An 18,591-nucleotide genomic window follows, 5' to 3' on the forward strand; every position below is an offset into this window, starting at 1 on the left:
GAGTCGGCATCCTCGCCCTCTGGCGAAAAAGCGGATTTACGGTCGCTTCGGGTCAAAAACAGACGTTCGATTGGCGAAAATCCGCTCACGCGTTACAGCGATGTCCATGACCGATTTCCGCCTCCATCGGCCCGGCATCGTCGGCACCGGCCGGGTCGCACAGGCGCTCGCCCTGGCGCTGACACCACATTCGAGCGGAACTCCGATACTGTGGGGCCGTTCGTCCGAAAACGCGCGCGGCGCGGCGGCGCGGGCCGGTGTCCGCGCGGAGCCGAACCTCGACAGGCTGCTTGGCGAATGCGACATCATCGCCATCGCCGTGTCCGACAGCGCACTCGCCACCGTTACCGCCGATCTCGCGGAACGAATGGCCGACGGCGGCAAGCCCTTTGTCTTTCACGTCAGCGGCGGCAGCGGCGCGGCGATTCTGGCGCCCTTGCGCCAAAGGGGCGCGCTCACCGCCGCGATCCACCCCGCGATGACCTTCACCGGCGATCCGGTGGTCGAGGTGCAGCGCATGGCGAATGCGCGCTTTGCCATCACCGGCTCGACGCCCCACGCGACCAACCGCGCGAAACAGATTGTCGCCTGCCTCGGCGGCGTCGCAGTCGAAATCGCCGAGGACCGGCGCGCGCTCTATCACGCCGCGCTCTGCCACGCGTCGAACCATCTGGTGACGCTGACCGCCGGCGCGTCGCAGGCGCTGACCGACGCGGGCGTTGACGATCCCGCCGCGCTGCTCGCCCCGCTCGTCCGCGCGGCGCTCGAAAACAGCCTCGCGCACGGCTTCGAGGGGCTCTCGGGCCCGTTGCTTCGCGGCGATGCGCGGACCATCGGCGATCATCTCGAAACGCTCGGCGCGCTCAGCCCGGGCCTCCTCCCCGCCTATCGCGCGATGGCGGGGGCGACGCTGAGCGAGCTTGCGCGGCGCGAAACGCTCCCCTCGGACCGCCTCACTGCACTGGACAGCCTGCTCGCTGTTCCCTAATCGTTCGCGCGTGCATACGCCCCCCATCTCGACGCCCGACCTCACCCGCCCAGATCCCTCGGACCCGCCCTATCTGCAAGGGTTGAACGGCCCGCAGCGGCAGGCGGTGCTGACGACCGAGGGACCGGTGCTGATGCTCGCGGGCGCGGGCACGGGCAAGACCGCGGCGCTGACCGCGCGCCTCGCGCATATCATCGCGACGCGCCGCGCCTGGCCGTCCGAAATCCTCGCCGTCACCTTCACCAACAAGGCGGCGCGCGAGATGCGCGAACGGATCGGGCGGATGATCGGCGACGCGGTCGAAGGAATGCCGTGGCTCGGCACCTTTCACAGCATCTGCGCCAAGATGCTGCGCCGCCATGCCGAGCTGGTCGGCCTGCAAAGCAATTTCACCATCCTCGACACCGACGACCAGCTTCGCGTGCTGAAACAGCTCATTCAGGCCGAGGGGCTCGACGAAAAGCGCTGGCCCGCGCGCCAGCTTGCGGGACTCATCGACAAATGGAAGAATCGCGGGCTGACGCCTGCCGACCTCGATGCCGCCGACAAGGAGGCCTATGCCGATGGCAAGGGCCAGCATTTCTATGCGCTCTATCAGGCGCGGCTGAAGACGCTCAACGCCTGCGACTTCGGCGACCTCTTGCTGCACATGCTCACGATCCTGAAAACGCACCGCGACGTGCTCGAATATTATCAGGCGCGCTTCAAATATGTGCTCGTCGACGAATATCAGGACACCAACGCCAGCCAATATCTCTGGCTCCGCCTGCTCGCGCAGGCGCGCAAGAATATCTGCTGCGTCGGCGACGACGACCAGTCGATCTATTCGTGGCGCGGGGCAGAGGTCGCGAACATCCTGCGCTTCGAAAAGGACTTCCCCGGTGCGACCGTGATCCGCCTCGAGCAGAATTATCGCTCGACGCCGCAGATCCTCGCCGCCGCCTCGGCGCTGATCGCGCAGAACTCGGATCGGCTCGGCAAGACGCTCTGGACCGAGCTTGAACCCGGCGACAAGCTGCGCGTCGTCGGCGTGTGGGACGGGCCCGAGGAAGCGCGGCGGATCGGCGAGGAGCTCGAAACGCTCCAGCACCGCCAGGTCAGCCTCGACCGCACCGCCATCCTCGTCCGCGCGCAGTTCCAGACGCGCGAGTTCGAGGATCGCTTCATCGCGATCGGCATGCCCTACCGCATCGTCGGGGGTTTCCGTTTCTACGAACGCGCCGAAATCCGCGACGCGCTCGCCTATCTCCGCCTCGTCCACTCACCCGCCGACGACCTCGCCTTCGAACGCATCGTCAATGTTCCGAAGCGCGGGCTTGGCGACAAGGCACTGCAACGCATCCACCAGTTCGCACGGGCCGAACGGGCACCGTTGTTCCACGCCGCCGCGCGCATCACCGAAACCGACGAACTGACCCCGCAGGCGCGCCGCCAGCTCGCGAACTTCGTCGCGATGATGCGAAATTGGCAGGGCAAGGCAAACGAACTGTCGCACCCCGAGCTCACCCAGCTCATTCTCGACGAATCGGGCTATACCGCGATGCTTCAGGCCGACCGCAGCGCCGAGGCCGCGGGGCGGCTCGAAAACCTCTCCGAACTCGTCCGCGCGATGGAGGAGTATGAAACGCTCGAGGAATTTCTCGAGCATGTCAGCCTCGTCATGGACCGCGACAATGACGATCAGGTCGAAACGGTCACGATCATGACGATCCACGCGGCGAAAGGCCTCGAATTCGATCATGTCTTCCTCGCCGGCTGGGAGGATGGCGTCTTTCCGTCGCAGCGCGCGATGGACGAGGGCGGCACCGCCAGTCTCGAGGAGGAACGCCGCCTCGCCTATGTCGCGATCACCCGCGCGCGTCAGCGCGCGAGCATTTATCACGCCGCGAACCGCCGCATCTATGGCCAGTGGATGAGCAGCATCCCCAGCCGCTTCATCGCCGAAATCCCCCCCGAACATGTCGAGATGGAGAACAGCTTCGGCGGCGGGCAAAGCCTGTGGCGCGCCAACTGGTCGGCGCAGGGCGACCCCTTTGCCCATGTCGCGGAACGCCAGCCCGCGCGCACGATGACGCGCGGCCCGGCGTGGCAGCGCGCAATGGCGCAAAGCTCGACCGTCACCCGCGCGCCCGCCCCGTCCGAACGCGGACCCGCCGCATCGGTCGGCGCCAAGCCGCGCGCCGACCTCGCGATCGGGCTTCGCGTCTTTCACGAAAAATTCGGCTATGGCGAAATCATCGACATCGACGGCAACAAGCTGGAGGTCGAATTCGATCAGGCCGGCAGCAAGCGCGTGCTCGACAGTTTCGTCCGCACGGCCTGAACGTCCGTCCGCCGCTCGCTTGCAAAGACCGGGCGCCCCGTTATGGCAAAGGCCATGACGGGGCAGACGACATGGCTCGACCAGGCGCGCGACGCGCATCGGCGCGGTGACGTCGCGGCCGAAACGGCGGCGCTCGACGGTGCGATCCGCGCCGACCGCGGCAATATCGCCGCGCTGCTCGCGATGGCCGAACTGAAGCGGCGGCTCGCCGACGACCGCGCGGCGGGCAGCTATTACCGCCTCGCGCTTGCCACCGCGGCGCAAGCGCGCAGCGTTCCGCCCGCGCTCCACCCCGGCCTTCAACGCGCCGAAGCCTTTCTCACGGCGACCGAGCGCGCCTTCGCCGAACATCTGCTCGCACAGCTCGGCGCCGCAGGCATCGATCGACGCAAAGCGCCCCCGCGCGTCGCCGAAGCACTGAATATGCTCGCGGGCGAACAGCCGCTGTACCTGCAACAGCCGAGCATGTTCTATTTCCCCGGCCTGGCGCAGCGCCCCTTCTTCGACCGCAGCGCCTTCGACTGGGTGCCAGCTCTTGAGGCGGCGACCGAGGCGATCCGCAGCGAAGTCATGGCCTTGATCGACAGGTCAGCCGACCGCTTCGCGCCCTATGTCACCGCCAGCACCGACCGGCCGCCGCCGAACAACCCCCTTCTCGACAAGCCCGATTGGGGCGCGGCCTGGCTGTGGAAGGACGGCGCGGTGGCAGAGGGGATGGACCGGCTGTGCCCCGCGACGCTCGCGGCGCTCGACCTGGCACCGCGGCCCGTCATTCCGAACCGCGCACCGATCGCGCTCTTTTCGCGCCTGATGCCCGGCACGCATATCCAGCCGCATCACGGGCTGCTCAACACGCGCCTGATCTGTCACCTGCCGCTGATCGTCCCCGACGGCTGCGGCCTGCGCGTCGGCGCGGAAACGCGCAGCTGGCGCGAGGGCGAATTGCTGATCTTCGACGACAGTTTCGAACATGAAGCGTGGAACCGCGGGAGCAGCGACCGCACCATCCTGCTGTTCGAAATCTGGCGTCCCGACATCGACGCCGACGAGCGCGAACAATTGACGCACATCTTTGCGGCAATCGACACCTATGGTGAACAATAGACAAGGGACAGGAAGACGATGACCAATGCGGGCATGGACGCCGACATCTACGACGCCTTTATCGAACAGCTGCAACGCTATGTCCGCGAACGGCTGATCCCTGCCGAAGACCAGCTTGAGGAGCTCGGCCGCGTTCCCGACGATATTCTGGCCGAAATGCGCGACATGGGGCTGTTCGGCGTGACGATGCCCGAAGAGTATGGCGGCGCGGGCATGAACGTCAGCCAATATGTCGGCTTCATCCGCGAACTCGCTTATGCCTCGCCCGCCTATCGCTCGATCGTGTCGATCAACATCGGCATGGTGTGCAAATCGATCCTCGGTTTCGGGACCGAGCAGCAGAAGGCGCATTGGCTGCCGAGGCTCGCAAACGGATCGATCGCCGCCTTCGGCCTGACCGAACCCGACAGCGGGTCGGACAGCGCGGCGATGAAGACGCGCGCGGTGCCCAGCGGCAACGGCTATGTGCTGAACGGCACCAAACGCTACATCACCAACGCGCCCTTTGCCGACGTGATCCTCGTCATGGCGCGCACCAATGCAGAGGCTTTGCCCAAGAACGCGCATGTCAGCGCCTTTCTCGTCCCCCGCGACACGCCGGGCGTGTCGATCGGCAAGCCCGACGGCAAGATGGGCCAGGCGGGGTCGCAGATCGCCGACGTGATTCTCGAGGATGTGCATGTCGACGGCGACGCGCTGCTCGGCGGCGAGGAAGGCATCGGTTTCCGCGCCGCGATGCAGAGCCTCGACAACGGCCGCCTCTCGGTCGCCGCGGCCAGCATCGGCTATGCCAAGCGGATGCTGGACGCGGGGCTCAAATACGCCATGGAGCGCAAGGCGTTCGGCGAACCGATCGCCAATTTCCAGCTGATCCAGGCGATGCTCGCCGACAGCAAGGCCGAAATCTATGCCGCCGACTGTATGCTGAACGACGCCTGCGCGCGCGCCGACCGCGGCGAAAAAATCCTCGTCGAAGCCGCGGCGACCAAGATGTTCGCCAGCGAAATGTGCGGCCGCGTCGCCGACCGGGTTGTCCAGATTCACGGCGGCGCGGGCTATCTTAAGGAATATCTTGCCGAACGCTTTTATCGCGACTGCCGCATTTACCGCATTTATGAAGGGACGACGCAGATCCAGCAGCTAGTCATCGCAAAAAATATGATTCGCGATTACGCGGGCTGAGATCGGGTTGCCGTTCCTGATATTGTCATCGCGAGGACCCCGGACTCGATCCGGGGGACGCGGCAATCCAGAGGGGCGTAAACCGCACCCGGATCGCTTCGCTGCGCTCGCGATGACGCAGTGAGAAATCCGGCGGAGCCCGTCGTTAAAGCTGGGGAAGCGGAAGAAGGTCGCTGGTGGAGCCGAGGGGAATCGAACCCCTGACCTCTGCAGTGCGATTGCAGCGCTCTCCCATCTGAGCTACGGCCCCGCGACCGGCGGGGTCTTAACGGCACTGTCCGGCAGTGGCAACGGCTTTTCTGACCTTGGGCCTCGCCGCTGGGATATTTTGAGGAATGGGGGGATTCCGATGAAAGCCTGGCATTTGACCAGTCGTCCGCAGGGACTGCCGACGATGGACAATTTCGCACTTCGCGACATCGCCGACGCGCCGCTTGAAAAGGACCAGCTTCGCGTTCGCAACCTCTGGCTTTCGGTCGATCCCTATATGCGCGGACGGATGAACGACACCAAAAGCTACGCCGCAAGCTTCCAGCTCGACCAGCCGATGACCGGCGGCGCGATCGGCGAAGTCGTCGAAAGCCGGATGGAAGGGTTCGCGCCGGGCGACCTCATTCTCCACATGGGCGGCTGGCGCGAGGGCGGCGTCATCGGGCTCGACATGATGCCGAACAAGCTGCCGATCGCGCTGCTCGATGCGGGGCTGCCGCCGCAGACCTTCCTGCACAATATGGGGCTGACCGGCGGCACCGCATGGATCGGCCTGCTCCGCGTCGCCGCGGCGAAACCCGGCGACACCGTCTTTGTCTCCGCCGCGGCGGGGGCGGTCGGATCGGCGGTGGTCCAGATCGCCAAGGCGCGCGAGATGACGGTGATCGGATCGGCCGGTGGCAGCGACAAATGCGCCTGGGTCGACGATCTGGGCGCCGATGCGGTGGTCGATTACAAGGCCGGGCCGGTGCTGCCCCAACTCGCCGCCGCGCTCGAACATCTCGGCAAAGCGGGCATCGACGTCTATTTCGACAATGTCGGCGGCGAACATCTCGACGCCGCTTTTGCCGTCGCCAACGACTTCGCACGCTTCGCCATTTGCGGGATGATCGAGGTTTACAACGACGCCAGGCCGCAGGAAATGAAATACCTCATCCGCGCCATCCCCGCGCGTATCCGCATGGAAGGCTTTATCTACACCGACCAGTTCATCGACTGCATGGATGAATTTTACGCCGATATGAGCGGTCTGATCGCCAGCGGCGCAGTGACGATCCGCGAAACGGTGCACGAAGGGATCGACGCCATGCCCGAAGCCTTTCTGGGGCTGTTTTCGGGCGCCAATATCGGCAAGATGCTGGTCCGGCTCTAGGACAGCTGACGGCCGAAATACGACATCCCTTCCAACATCATCCCGGCGAAAGCCGGGATCTCACCCTAACGGTTTGGCGCACCGACGAGATCCCGGCCTTCGCCGGGATGACGGACCTGAAGATGTCCGCTCTCCACCCCAAAGCAGCCGTCGACACAAACCGGCAGCCTTCAAAACAAACCGGATGTCGCCCGGCTGGCCCGGCTCAGCTCCCGAACCCGACCGACAGGAAATCGGGCATCGGGCCGTTCCAGCCGTCATCGGGACCCTCATCGTCCTGCCGCCGCGCGGCGGGCGCCGGCTTGCGGTCCGCATCTTTCTTCCGAGCGGCATCGCTGCGCTTGTCGCCGGGGCGCTTCGTGTCCTTGTCGGCGGCCTTGTCCGACCGGCGCCCGCCGCGCGATGAACGGCTTTCGCCGCGCGACCCGCGCTCTTCGCCGCGATCGGCATTCGCCTCGCCGCCGGCGCCTTCATGGACCGGAATCTGATACCCCGTCAGCTTCTGGATATTGTCGATTGCCTCGTCGTCGGATGGCGTGATCAGCGTGAATGCCCGCCCCTTTGCCCCCGCGCGGCCGGTGCGGCCGATGCGATGGACATAATCGTCGGGATGCCAGGGCGCATCGAAGTTGAAGACGTGGCTGACGCCCTTCACATCCAGCCCGCGCGCCGCAACGTCGGACGCGACGAGGATGTTGATCGTACCGTTCTTGAACCGGTCGAGTTCGGCGATACGGCTCGACTGGTCCATGTCGCCATGAATCTCGCCCGCCTTGTATCCGTGCCGTTGCAGCGATTTCGCCAGCTCGCGCACCGTGGTCTTGCGGTTGCAAAAGATGATCGCGGTTGCCAGATCCTCGGCTTCGATCAGCGACCGCAGCGTGTCGCGCTTGCCGCGTTCAGAGCTTTTCACCACGAACTGTTCGATATTTTCGTTGCGGCTCGCGGGGCGCGCGACCTCGATCGTCTTGGGGTTCGACAGGAATTTGTCGGCCAGCTTCTTGATAGGCGGCGGCATCGTTGCCGAAAAGAGCAGGGTCTGCCGATTCGCGGGCAGCTTGGTGCAGATATTCTCGATGTCGGGGATGAAGCCCATGTCGAGCATCCGGTCCGCTTCGTCGATCACCAACAGGTTGCAGCCGGTGAGCAGGATCTTGCCGCGTTCGAACAGGTCCATCAGTCGGCCCGGCGTCGCGATCAGCACGTCGACACCCTTTTCCAGCGCCTTGACCTGATCCCCCATCTGGACGCCGCCGATCAGCAGCGCCATCGACAGTTTGTGATACTTGCCGTATTTTTCAAAGTTTTCGGCAACTTGCGCAGCAAGCTCGCGCGTCGGCTCCAGGATCAGCGATCGCGGCATCAGCGCGCGGGTGCGCCCGTGCGCCAGAATGTCGATCATCGGCAGCACGAAGGATGCGGTCTTGCCCGTGCCCGTCTGCGCGATGCCGATCATGTCGCGCATCATCAGGACAGAGGGGATCGCCCCCGCCTGGATGGCCGTGGGTTCGTTATAGCCCGATTCGTCGATCGCGCGCAAAAGTTCGTCGGAAAGGCCGAGGTCGGCAAATTTCATGTGGCATCATGTCCGGAAGATAGGGCTACGCTCCGCCGCCCACGCAGGCGAGCGTGCCGCGGCCAATGGGCAAACAGCGACAAAAAGTCAAGGAATGCCGGTGAAAAAGACGTTCAATCGTCGCCCCGGACCGGAACCATCAGCCGAAATTTGTCGATCTCGCACTTCGCGCCGGTGCGCGCGTGAATCTCGTCGCGATCCTCGCAGAGCTTCCCGTCCTTGCTGCCCTGCATGTAAAAGCCCGCATAAAAATCAAGCGCGCGGCACCCGCGGTTGAGCTGTGCGCGCAGCCTTTGCTTCTGCCGGGTGATCAGGTCGATGCTGTCGCGCTGCACCGCGCGCATTCCGACGATGTTGCGCATGGCCACGCATTTCGGGCCCTTCTTTTCTTTCCACTCGACCGGCACCTCGGCGATGCGCGGCGGCGGGGGAGCGGCGAAATTGTTGAGCTGCGACCGCTGCGCGGGGACGCGGATGATCATCTGCCGCTCGATCACCACCTGCCAAAAGGAGCGCGAATCATCGAGCGCCGGAGGCGCGACCGGGGCGAGGACCTCCGGAGCGGCAACCGGCGGCGCCGTATCGGCGGCGGGCGCGGCCATGATCCACAGGAAAGCCGCCGTCAGCACCTTTGCGTCACCGCCGTTTCCACCTTGTCATCCATATCTTGCCCACCCATCTTCTTCGCGTCCGTCCCACAGCCCGTTCCGGCTGGACGTCAGGACCCTATTCGTTCATCGCGGCATTAGCAGATATGATTGAATATCATATGAACTGCCGCGACCGGTCGTCGGCACGGCGATGAGGCAAAAGCGGAACCGAACGCCATGACCAGCGCCCCCCCCCCCCTGTTGCTCGACGCGCTCGCCGCCCGGCTCGGGCCCAAGGGCTTTGCCACCGATGTCGACACGATGGCGCCGTGGCTCACCGACTGGCGCGGCAAATATTATGGCCGCGCCGCCGCGATGCTGTCGCCCGCAACAACCGAGGAGGTCGCCGCCGTGGTGCGCCTTTGCGCCGATGCCAAAGTCGCGCTCGTGCCGCAGGGCGGCAACAGCGGGATGGTCGGCGGCGCGACGCCCGACGCCAGCGGCGACCAGTTGCTGCTCAGCCTCCGCCGCCTGAACCGCATCCGCCATGTCGATGCCGCGGCGCAGATCGCGGTCGCTGAGGCCGGCGTGATCCTCCAGACGTTCCACGAAGCAGTGCTCGCGCACGGCCTGCGCTTCCCGCTCACGCTCGGCGGCAAGGGGTCGGCGACGATCGGCGGGCTCGTCTCGACCAACGCCGGGGGAACGCAGGTGCTGCGCCACGGCACGATGCGCGCGCTCGTTGCCGGGATCGAAGCCGTGCTGCCCGACGGTCAGATCTTCGACGGCCTTGCCCCACTCAAAAAGGATAATCGCGGCTACGACCTCAGGCACCTTCTGTGCGGGGCCGAAGGGACGTTGGGCGTCGTCACCGCGGCGGCGCTGCATCTCGTCCCCGCCGCCGCGGCACGCCGTACCGTGTGGATCGGCGTCGACTCGCCCGAGGTCGCGCTCGCACTGCTCCGCCGTCTCGATGCCGCGATCGGCCGCACGCTCGAGGGGTTCGAGCTTATCCCGCACAGCTGCCTCGACGCCGTGCTGCGCCATATTCCAGGCACCCGCGCGCCGCTCGCCGCCGCACACCCCTGGTATGTCCTCGCCGAACTCGCGGGCGACGACGATGGAGCGCTTGGCGCGATGCTCGAAGCCCAGCTGGCCGCGGCGCTCGACGCCGGGCTGGTACGCGACGTCGCGCTCGCCAAGAACGATCGCGAGAGCGAGGATTTCTGGCGCCTGCGCGATTCGATCTCGGAGGCCGAGCGCACCGACGGCCCCGCGCTGCAACACGACATCAGCGTGCCCGTCGATCGGATGCCGGCCTTTATCGCCGACAATCCCGCGCGGCTCGCCGCGGCCTTTCCCGGCGCGCGGGCATTGTCCTTCGGCCATCTCGGTGACGGCAATGTGCATCACCATGTCCAGCCGCCCCCCGGCGTCGACGGTGCGGCATGGATCGCCGAACATGGCGCCGCGCTCAGCCGCATCGTCTATACCCATGTGATCGAAATGGGCGGGTCGATCTCGGCCGAACATGGCATCGGCCAGATGAAGCGCGACATCCTCGCCGAACTCGACAGCCCCGCCCGGCTTGCGGCGCTCCGCGCGGTGAAGCAGGGCCTCGACCCCGCCGGCCTCTTCAATCCGGGCAAGCTCATTGGCTGAAGCCCCGCCCGCTTCACATCATCGCCCCCTTGCGCCGCGCGCGCCGGGTCAATAAGGCGCTTTATCTTTTTGCGTTCCGCTCGCGGGACAAATTACCGGAGTTCGATCATGGCCACCGCGCCCGCACCTGCCAACCTGCCGCTTTTCTATAAGGACCTCACCCCGCTTTCGAGCGTCGATCACGTCGATTTCCACGCGCGCCCGCTCGACAGCGCCGAATTTCTGGTTGGCCAGCATGCGGTTCCGCTCACCTCGGATGAATTTGTCTCGGCGTGCCGCTTTTACCCGATCGTCTTTTCGGCGGGCGACAACCCCGTTCCGCTCGCGCTGATGGGCCTCAACGAAGGGATCAACACGTTCGTTGACGACGAGGGCAAGCTGATCAACCCGGTCTATGTCCCTGCCTATATCCGCCGCTATCCCTTCCTGCTCGCCAAGCTGCAGCCCAATACCGACGAATTGTCGCTCTGCTTCGACCCGACCTCGGGCGCGATCGGCAAGTTCGACGAAGGCGATGCGCTGTTCGTCGACGGCCAGCCGTCGGACCAGGTCAAGGCGGTGCTCGAATTCTGCAAGAATTTCGAGGAAGCCGGTCAGCGCACCGGCATGTTCATGGAAGAGCTGAAAAAGGCCGACCTGCTCATGGACGGCGAAGTTGCGATCCAGCAGGAAGGCAACGACAAGCCTTATGTCTATCGCGGCTTCCAGATGGTCGACGAAAACAAGCTGCGCGAACTGCGCGGCGACGTGCTGCGCAAGCTGATGCAGAACGGCATTCTCGGTCTGATCTTCGCGCACCTCTTCTCGCTGCAGTTGATGCGCGAAGTTTTCGCCGAGCAGGTCAAGAGCGGCAAGATGCCGCTCGTCACCGAAGCACCGGCCGTCTGATATTCGGAACAAAACCGCCTCGGCATCGCGCCGGGGCGGCTTTTTTTGCTGCGGTCAGAAATCGACCGCGATGCCTTTCAATTCCCAGTCGCCATAACGCACCGGATTGCGCCCGCCCGGCTGGTCCTCGGCGCGCTCTTCGCGGATCGGCGCGGGCGCGGGAACCGCACTGTTCGTCCAGCTTTCGGGCGGTTTTACATGCGCGGGGCGCTTTACAGCGCGCGGCGTTCCGCCGATGGTCATAGTCTCGCCACTCTCGGTCATGCCCGCACTATAGGATCATCGATGCGTTCCGCCAACCATGCCCCGGCCCGCCATGGCTGATCGCCGTTCCGACCGGCGCCGCCGGCCGCGCGCCGCCGCCGATCCGCCCGGCCTCGCGCCGCGCCGCGCCGCGCTGCGGCTGATCGACGCGATTCTGCGCCGCGGCGACCCGCTCGATATCGCGATGCACGCCGCCGCACAGGGGCTTTCCGGTCCGGACCGCGCCTTTGCCGTCGCCATCGTGTCGGAAGCGCTGCGCTGGATGACCGACATCGACGCGCTGATCGACGGCGCGACCGCCGAGCCGCTGCCGGACGACGTCAAATCGCGGGCAGTGCTCCGCCTCGCGCTCGCGCAGCTGCTCCTGCTCGAAACCCCCGGTCACGCCGTCGTTGCGACCGCGTTGCCGCTCGTCGACGGCGGGCCGCGCCGCCTCGTCCACGCGATCCTTTCGCGCGCACAGCAGGAAAAGTGGACGCTGCCCGCGCGCGCGACTCTCCCTGCCCCCGCCGCGGCGCGCTGGGCGGAGCAATGGGGGGACGCAATCGTCGATGCCGCCGCCCAAAGCTGGAGCGCGCCGCCGCCGATCGACCTCAGCTTCGCCGCCGAACCCGGCGCCGACGAATGGCCCGATGCCGCCGCGCTCGCGCCGCGCCACCGCCGCCTGCCGCGCGGCCAGGCGGTCGAGGCGATGCCGGGCTTCGCCGAGGGCGGCTGGTGGGTGCAGGATCTCGCCGCCAGCCTGCCCGCGCGGCTGCTCGGGCCGGGCGAAGGCCGCCGCATCCTCGACCTTTGCGCCGCGCCGGGCGGCAAGACGATGCAGCTTGCCGCGGCCGGATGGGCGGTCACGGCGGTGGATGCCAGCGCCAAGAGGCTGGAGCGTCTACGCGCCAACCTCGCGCGCACCGGTCTCGCCGCCGATGTCGTACAGGGCGACATCCGCAAATGGGAACCCGCCGCCCCGGCCGATGCCGTGCTGCTCGATGCCCCCTGTTCGGCGACGGGCATTTTTCGCCGCCATCCCGATGTCCTCCACCGCATCGAACCGCGCCAGATCGCGGACATGGCGGCGCTGCAATCCGATTTGCTCGCGCGCGCCGCAAGCTGGGTCAAGCCGGGCGGTACGCTCGTCTACGCCACCTGCTCGCTCGAACGCGCCGAGGGGGAGGATCAGGTTGCGGCCTTCGTGGATGACCACTCGGACTGGATCATCGATCCTGCGCGCGCGGACGAGCTTCCCGACGGATGTGCGCCCGATGCCGACGGCTTCGTCCGCACCCTCCCCGGCCAGCTTGCCGATGCCGGCTGGCTCGACGGCTTTTTCATCGCGCGGCTGCGCGCGCCCTAACCGATGCGCTGCGACAGACGATAGAGCGCCAGCTCGCCATAGTCCTTGGCAAGCTGCACCTTGCCGACATAGTCGCACGCGAAATCCGCTTCCTCGCCAAGCGCCAGCATCGCCGCCAGCGGCTGCGTGCAATAGACCTGCCCGACCAGCGTGACCGGCTCGATCCGCGCGGTGCGCGTGACTTCGGTGCCGTACCACAGCTCGCTGCCGACGACCGGATCGGTGCCGCGATAGATCGGGCCGAAATGGATGCCGATGCGCATCCCTGCGCGTGCCCCTTCCAGTTCCAGCTCGGCGGGCAGCACCGCCAGCGCATCCTGCATCGCCAACGCGATCCTTGCCGCCGTCGCGGGCGCGTCGATCACCGCATAGACGGCATCGCCCCAACTGTTGCGGAACAGCACCGCGTCGCCAAAATTGTCGAGGATGCGGCCGATCCGGCCCATCACCTCGCGCGCAAAGACGGGCAATTGGGCCTCGCCAAGCCTGGAAAAACCGGCAAAGTCGGCGAACAATATCGCGTAAAGTCCCCGCCGCGTGCCTTCGGGCGCCTTGGGCGCGGGCGGAAAATCGAGCGCGCGGTCGAGCGCCTCCGCCGTAATCTCGATCGTCTTGCCACCCTGCTGCTGCCACAGGGCGACGTCGGCATTGGTTCCGGCAATTGCTCCGGTCGATCGCGCCGCGCCGTCGATCACCGCGAACTGCACCGCCTCGGTCTCCAACTCGCGCGCGCGGAGCCGCGCCAGCCCCATCATCGTGTGCGATCCCAGGATGAACTGGCAATCGTCGCTGACATAGCGCGCGCTGCTGGCGAAATGGACCGTCGCCGCCGCCGCGCGGCACGCCTCGTAACGCGGAAGCCAGTCGGCACCGCCCGACACGACCGACTGCGCGATGAAATCCTCCTCGGCAAAGGGCAGCACGACCGACAGGTCGATCCCGCGCGCCATCGCGGCCTCGGCGAACAGGATGTCGGCGCCGCACGCCAGCGGACCGATCAGCGCCGACAGCGGCTGCGCGTCGAGCGCCGCCGCAATCGCCGCGCGGGCGTTGGTTTCGCCCGCGCGGCCCGCGCGGAACATCCGCCCGCAATAGACGCCGACCGGCGGCGGACGAAGCTGGTCGAGCACCGCCGCTGCATCGCCCGCGTCGACTGCACCCGCAGCGGCGAGCCGCGCAATCTGGCGGCAGGTCGACGCGCGATCGCCGATGCGCCGCGCGGCCTGCGCCCGTGCTGCCGTGGCCGCGCCGCGCGCCTCCTCGCCGCGGCCGAGCAGCAGCAACGCCTCGGCCAGCGTCGCCTGTTCCCAATAATCGTCGCCTGCCCCGGCGTCGGCGATCGGCGCCGCCAGCGCCGCCGCGCGCACGCGGTCGCCCAGCATCGCATGAAGGCTCGCAGCATTGATCGCCGGGAAATCGGCGTCCGACAGGGCCAGCGCCTTTTCATAGGCCGCGGCGGCGCGCGCCAGCAATTCGGCCCGGCGCGCGCCCGTCTGGTCGAAGGCAGCGTCCTTCCAGATGCGCCCGGCCAGCGCGACGCAATCGACATCGTCCGACGCGTCAAGCCCCAGCCGCTCGTACAGCGCCATCGCGCCCATGCTGTCGCCCGATGCCGCGAGCGAGCGCACCATCAGATAGCGCAGCCGCGCGCTGTCGGCGCCGTCGCGATGCGCCGCCGCGGCGCAGTCAAAGGCGGTCAGCGCGTCGCCCTGCTCCAGCCGCCGCGCAACCTCGGCTTCGGCGGCCGCCACCCGATCGGCGGTGGCCGTCACCGCGCCGCGGCTTCGGCCGATTTCAGCAGCGCGACATTGGCCCTTTCGATGTCCGACAGCTCGACGCTTGCGCGCGCCGGGCGATACCAATCGAAGCGTTCGAAATGCGCGCGTAGCGCGGGATCGCTGAACCGGAAACCGTGCCGCGCAAAAATCTCGTTACGCGCAATCCTGAGTTCGCCCGCGCTGAAATTCCCGAGCTCGCCTGCCGACAGGAATCGCTCAGACGAATCGGGAATGACCACGCCGCTTCCGCCGACCCCTGCGGGCGAAGCGATCGTCGCACGCGCCGCACCGCCTTCGATCAGGCGGATATATTTGCGGTACATGAACCCCGCGGTGCCGTCGGCCTTGCGTACGCGCCACCACGCGCCCGATTGCTGATAGGTCAGAAAGGTTTCACCCTCCAGCACCTTGCCCACGATGGCGTGGTTCGTGCCCCTGCCCGCGCGGATGTTGGTGAACCCGTCGGGGTCGTCGATCACAGCCGCGAGCGTGAACGCCTCGACGGGCGCGCTGGTAGTCGGCGCAGCCGCAGCACCGGACGGTGCGGCGACGGCGTCGGCCTTCTTCTCCGCAACGACCGGTGAAGCATCGGGCGCCGCGGGTGCAGGCTGCAACAGCTTCCACGCGAGCAGCGCCACGGCAATCGCAGCCAGTCCTAGCAAGGCCCAGGGAAGGAAGGAGGCGCGCGGCGCCGCCGACGTCGCGGGGCCGACCACGGGCGGCGTCAGCGGTGGAGTGACCGCCGCGGGCCTTGGTTGCGGCGGCGGCGCGGCCACCGCCGCGCGCCCGCACAGCTCTTCCAGGCTCATCAGCACCTTGCGCCAGCCCCCATGCGCCGGATCGCCGGTCCAGTCGCTGAGGTCGGCGAACTGGATCTGGTTGAACGGCAGCGGCGGCATCACATCGTCGATCGCCGTCTGCACCAGCTTTTTCTGGTTGCGCGCGACATCGGCCTCGGCGCGCACCCATTCGGACTGCGCTGACGCCTGCGACCAGACGACGATCGCCGCCTTCGCGCTGCCGATCTTTTCGGTGATGACGTCGCCATAGGATCGGTGCGGGGGCAGCTCGGCATCCCACCACACATCATATCCCGCCGCGCTCACCGCCGCGGCAATATCGGCCACCCGCGCCTTGTTGTCGCGCGAATAGGAAATGAAAACATCGACCATCGGCTCCCCCTCGCAAAAAGGCTAGCGGCGCAAACGCCGATTCGCCAGCATCTCGGCGTCAGCGATGCACCAAGCCATCTGGACAGCGGCGAAAAGCCGTTTAGGTGAAGCGCGATGGCGACGATCCCTCCCCCCGAAGGCGTAGACCCGGTGATGCCGGAGGCGACGCCCAAAGCGCCCTCGCCGCTCAGCTTTCCCGACTTCCGCTATTTCTGGTTCGCGCGCTTTACCGCGGTGATGGCGACGATCGCGATGGTCGTCGTCATCGGCTACCAGCTCTACGACACCGCGCGCAGCGACTATGGCATGTCGATCAAAGAGGCGTCGTTCCAGCTCGGCCTTCTCGGCCTGTTCCAGTTCGTGCCGCTCGCGCTGCTCACCCCCGTCGCGGGCTGGGCCGCCGACCGGTTCGAGCGGCGGCGCGTCGCGATCTTCTCGAACCTCATCGACCTGCTCATCGCGGCGACGCTCGGCTGGTTCACCTGGACCGATGGGTTGACGCTGTGGCTGCTCTTCGCGCTTGCGGCATTGCACGGCGTCGCGCGCGTCTTTTCGGGCCCGGCGATGAGCGCGATCGCGCCCAACATCGTCCCCGCCGCGGTGCTGCCGCGCGCAATCGCGATGAGCAGCATCGCGTGGCAGTCCGCCTCGGTGATCGGCCCCGCGGCGGGCGGGCTCATCTATGCCGCGCATCCCGCCTCGGTCTATGTCTTCGCCGCCGCGCTCCTGGGCATTTCGGCCCTTACCCTCAGCCGCGTGCGCCCCGTGCAGCCGCCGCCCGCCGAGGTCCGCCGCCACCCGCTGCGCGAAATGGTCGACGGGTTGCAATTCGTGTGGGTCGAACGCTTCCTCTTGGGCACGATCACGCTCGACCTGTTCGCGGTGCTGCTTGCCGGGGCAACCGCCATGTTCCCCGTCTTTGCGCGCGACCTGCTCGATGCGGGACCAGAGGGCGCGGGGCTGATGCGCGCGGCGGTCGCCTTTGGTTCGGTTGCGGTCGCGGTCGGACTCGCGATCCGTCCGATCGAACGCAATGTCGGGGTCAAGATGCTGTGGGCGGTCGCAGTGTTCGGCGCGGCAACCGTCGCCTTCGGCTTCTCCACCAGCCTCCTCCTCTCGCTCGCCCTGCTCGTCGTCATGGGCGCCGCCGACATGTTCTCGGTCTTCGTGCGCGGCACCTTGATCCAGCTCAACACCCCCGACCATATGCGCGGCCGCGTCAGCGCCGCGTCGGGGCTGGCCATCTCGGCCTCGAACGAGCTTGGCGAAATGCGCGCGGGCGCGATGGCCGCGGCGCTGGGTCCGGTGGGCGCGGTGGTGATCGGCGGCGCTGGCGCGATCGGCGTGACGGCGCTATGGGCATGGATATTCCCCGAACTGCGCCGCGCGCGCACCTTTGAACCCCAATTCAAGGCAGGATCGACATGAAAGCCAATTCCATCCTCGAAACGATCGGCAACACGCCGCACATTCGCGTGGCAAAGCTGTTCCCCGACGCCGAAGTCTGGGTGAAGTCCGAACGCAGCAACCCTGGCGGGTCGATCAAGGACCGCATCGGCCTCGCGATGATCGAGGCGGCGGAGCGCGACGGCAACCTCAAGGAAGGCGGCACCATCGTCGAACCGACCTCGGGAAACACGGGCATCGGCCTTGCGATGGCAGCGGCCGTCAAGGGTTACAAGCTCATCCTGGTCATGCCTGAATCGATGTCGGTCGAACGCCGTCGGCTGATGCTCGCCTATGGTGCAACCTTCGACCTCACCCCGCGCGAAAAGGGCATGAAGGGCGCGATCGAACGCGCGATCGAGCTGGTCGAGACGACGCCGGGTGCCTGGATGCCGCAGCAGTTCGAAAATGACGCGAACGTCGACGTCCATGTCCGCACCACCGGCCCCGAAATCCTCGCCGATTTCAAGGATACGCCGATCGACGTGCTGATCACCGGCGTCGGCACCGGCGGCCACATCACCGGCTGCGCGCAATTCCTGAAAGAGCATTGGCCGAACCTCAAGGTTTTCGCGGTCGAACCCGAAGCCTCGCCGGTCATTTCGGGCGGCCAGCCTGCACCGCACCCGATCCAGGGTATCGGCGCCGGTTTCATCCCGCGCAACCTGCACACCGACCTGCTCGACGGGGTGATCAAGGTCGACGCCGCCGCCGCCAAGGATTTTGCGCGCCGCGCCGCGACCGAAGAGGGGATGCTCGTCGGCATCTCGTCGGGCGCGACCCTTGCCGCGATCGCGCAAAAGCTCGCCGAACTGCCGCCGGGCAGCCGCGTGCTCGGGTTCAACTATGACACCGGCGAGCGCTATTTGTCGGTGCCCGACTTCCTGCCGGAAATCTGATCCCGCAC

General features: G+C 66.8%; 15 protein-coding genes and 1 tRNA gene. 10 read left to right on the forward strand and 6 right to left on the reverse strand.

Annotated elements, in window-relative coordinates:
• Positions 1–106 precede the first annotated feature (106 nt).
• Genes RIA72_RS09955 through RIA72_RS09970 form a run of 4 tightly spaced genes read left to right on the forward strand, consistent with a single transcriptional unit; the run spans position 107 to position 5,597 of the window.
• Positions 107–988, forward strand: coding sequence for a Rossmann-like and DUF2520 domain-containing protein (locus RIA72_RS09955; protein WP_350032026.1), 882 nt, complete (start codon positions 107–109; stop codon positions 986–988).
• 10 nt (positions 989–998) lie between these two features.
• Positions 999–3,311, forward strand: coding sequence for an ATP-dependent helicase (locus RIA72_RS09960; RefSeq protein WP_350032027.1), 2,313 nt, complete (start codon positions 999–1,001; stop codon positions 3,309–3,311).
• 42 nt (positions 3,312–3,353) lie between these two features.
• Positions 3,354–4,415 (forward strand): aspartyl/asparaginyl beta-hydroxylase domain-containing protein, encoded by a 1,062-nt coding sequence (locus tag RIA72_RS09965; protein ID WP_350032028.1) that lies wholly within the window; start codon positions 3,354–3,356, stop codon positions 4,413–4,415.
• A gap of 18 nt (positions 4,416–4,433) precedes the next feature.
• A complete protein-coding gene (locus RIA72_RS09970) occupies positions 4,434–5,597 on the forward strand; it encodes an acyl-CoA dehydrogenase family protein (RefSeq protein WP_350032029.1) in 1,164 nt (387 codons plus the stop codon).
• A gap of 174 nt (positions 5,598–5,771) precedes the next feature.
• On the opposite strand, the gene RIA72_RS09975 is transcribed toward RIA72_RS09970, so the two are convergent.
• A tRNA-Ala gene (locus tag RIA72_RS09975) sits at positions 5,772–5,847 on the reverse strand.
• A 99-nt stretch (positions 5,848–5,946) separates the two neighbouring features.
• Between RIA72_RS09975 and RIA72_RS09980 the strand changes: the two genes are divergently transcribed.
• Positions 5,947–6,960 (forward strand): NADP-dependent oxidoreductase, encoded by a 1,014-nt coding sequence (locus tag RIA72_RS09980; RefSeq protein ID WP_350032030.1) that lies wholly within the window; start codon positions 5,947–5,949, stop codon positions 6,958–6,960.
• Between the two features lie 205 nt (positions 6,961–7,165).
• Here the strand turns inward: RIA72_RS09980 and RIA72_RS09985 are convergent, their stop codons facing one another.
• Positions 7,166–8,536 carry a DEAD/DEAH box helicase gene (locus RIA72_RS09985; RefSeq protein WP_350032031.1) on the reverse strand — a complete coding sequence of 457 codons (1,371 nt, stop codon included), beginning with the start codon at positions 8,534–8,536 and terminating at the stop codon, positions 7,166–7,168.
• A gap of 113 nt (positions 8,537–8,649) precedes the next feature.
• On the reverse strand, positions 8,650–9,165 hold the full coding sequence (locus RIA72_RS09990) for a hypothetical protein (RefSeq protein WP_350032032.1): 516 nt from the start codon (positions 9,163–9,165) through the stop codon (positions 8,650–8,652).
• A gap of 198 nt (positions 9,166–9,363) precedes the next feature.
• On the opposite strand from RIA72_RS09990, the gene RIA72_RS09995 reads away from it, so the two are divergent.
• Both RIA72_RS09995 and RIA72_RS10000 read left to right on the forward strand, forming a co-directional pair.
• Positions 9,364–10,788 (forward strand): FAD-binding oxidoreductase, encoded by a 1,425-nt coding sequence (locus RIA72_RS09995; RefSeq protein WP_350032033.1) that lies wholly within the window; start codon positions 9,364–9,366, stop codon positions 10,786–10,788.
• Between the two features lie 108 nt (positions 10,789–10,896).
• Positions 10,897–11,676, forward strand: coding sequence for a SapC family protein (locus RIA72_RS10000; RefSeq protein WP_350032034.1), 780 nt, complete (start codon positions 10,897–10,899; stop codon positions 11,674–11,676).
• A 54-nt stretch (positions 11,677–11,730) separates the two neighbouring features.
• Here RIA72_RS10000 and RIA72_RS10005 read toward each other — a convergent pair whose 3' ends face one another.
• Positions 11,731–11,940, reverse strand: coding sequence for a DUF1674 domain-containing protein (locus RIA72_RS10005; protein WP_350032035.1), 210 nt, complete (start codon positions 11,938–11,940; stop codon positions 11,731–11,733).
• A 52-nt stretch (positions 11,941–11,992) separates the two neighbouring features.
• On the opposite strand from RIA72_RS10005, the gene RIA72_RS10010 reads away from it, so the two are divergent.
• Complete coding sequence (locus RIA72_RS10010) at positions 11,993–13,288, forward strand: RsmB/NOP family class I SAM-dependent RNA methyltransferase (protein ID WP_350032036.1); 1,296 nt, start codon at positions 11,993–11,995, stop codon at positions 13,286–13,288.
• Here RIA72_RS10010 and RIA72_RS10015 read toward each other — a convergent pair.
• Together RIA72_RS10015 and RIA72_RS10020 are read right to left on the reverse strand one after the other, a co-directional pair.
• Positions 13,285–15,060: an adenylate/guanylate cyclase domain-containing protein gene (locus RIA72_RS10015; protein ID WP_350032037.1), complete on the reverse strand. Its 1,776-nt coding sequence runs from the start codon at positions 15,058–15,060 to the stop codon at positions 13,285–13,287. The genes RIA72_RS10010 and RIA72_RS10015 overlap by 4 nt on opposite strands.
• A complete protein-coding gene (locus tag RIA72_RS10020) occupies positions 15,057–16,238 on the reverse strand; it encodes a TIR domain-containing protein (protein ID WP_350032038.1) in 1,182 nt (393 codons plus the stop codon). The genes RIA72_RS10015 and RIA72_RS10020 overlap by 4 nt, the downstream gene beginning before the upstream one ends.
• A 114-nt stretch (positions 16,239–16,352) precedes the next feature.
• Here RIA72_RS10020 and RIA72_RS10025 point away from each other — a divergent pair, with 114 nt between their 5' ends.
• Together RIA72_RS10025 and cysK are read left to right on the forward strand one after the other, a co-directional pair.
• The gene (locus RIA72_RS10025; protein WP_350032039.1) at positions 16,353–17,666 is read left to right on the forward strand and encodes an MFS transporter; all 1,314 of its coding nucleotides are present in this window, start codon (positions 16,353–16,355) and stop codon (positions 17,664–17,666) included.
• A complete protein-coding gene (gene cysK, locus RIA72_RS10030) occupies positions 17,663–18,583 on the forward strand; it encodes a cysteine synthase A (protein WP_350032040.1) in 921 nt (306 codons plus the stop codon). Before RIA72_RS10025 ends, cysK begins: the two co-directional genes overlap by 4 nt.
• Positions 18,584–18,591 lie beyond the last annotated feature (8 nt).

Origin of the sequence: Sphingopyxis sp., assembly GCF_040216815.1 — a bacterium.
Taxonomy (GTDB): Bacteria; Pseudomonadota; Alphaproteobacteria; order Sphingomonadales; family Sphingomonadaceae; genus Sphingopyxis.

What these genes read in the sequence shown, in the direction of transcription:
- RIA72_RS09955 (WP_350032026.1), top strand. Translation starts at nt 107, where the DNA reads ATGACCGATTTCCGCCTCCATCGGCCCGGCATCGTCGGCACCGGCCGG.
- RIA72_RS10010 (WP_350032036.1), top strand. Translation starts at nt 11,993, where the DNA reads ATGGCTGATCGCCGTTCCGACCGGCGCCGCCGGCCGCGCGCCGCCGCC.
- RIA72_RS10020 (WP_350032038.1), bottom strand. Translation starts at nt 16,238, where the DNA reads ATGGTCGATGTTTTCATTTCCTATTCGCGCGACAACAAGGCGCGGGTG.
- RIA72_RS10000 (WP_350032034.1), top strand. Translation starts at nt 10,897, where the DNA reads ATGGCCACCGCGCCCGCACCTGCCAACCTGCCGCTTTTCTATAAGGAC.
- RIA72_RS09970 (WP_350032029.1), top strand. Translation starts at nt 4,434, where the DNA reads ATGACCAATGCGGGCATGGACGCCGACATCTACGACGCCTTTATCGAA.
- RIA72_RS10025 (WP_350032039.1), top strand. Translation starts at nt 16,353, where the DNA reads ATGGCGACGATCCCTCCCCCCGAAGGCGTAGACCCGGTGATGCCGGAG.
- RIA72_RS09995 (WP_350032033.1), top strand. Translation starts at nt 9,364, where the DNA reads ATGACCAGCGCCCCCCCCCCCCTGTTGCTCGACGCGCTCGCCGCCCGG.
- RIA72_RS10005 (WP_350032035.1), bottom strand. Translation starts at nt 11,940, where the DNA reads ATGACCGAGAGTGGCGAGACTATGACCATCGGCGGAACGCCGCGCGCT.
- cysK (WP_350032040.1), top strand. Translation starts at nt 17,663, where the DNA reads ATGAAAGCCAATTCCATCCTCGAAACGATCGGCAACACGCCGCACATT.
- RIA72_RS09980 (WP_350032030.1), top strand. Translation starts at nt 5,947, where the DNA reads ATGAAAGCCTGGCATTTGACCAGTCGTCCGCAGGGACTGCCGACGATG.
- RIA72_RS09985 (WP_350032031.1), bottom strand. Translation starts at nt 8,536, where the DNA reads ATGAAATTTGCCGACCTCGGCCTTTCCGACGAACTTTTGCGCGCGATC.
- RIA72_RS09965 (WP_350032028.1), top strand. Translation starts at nt 3,354, where the DNA reads ATGGCAAAGGCCATGACGGGGCAGACGACATGGCTCGACCAGGCGCGC.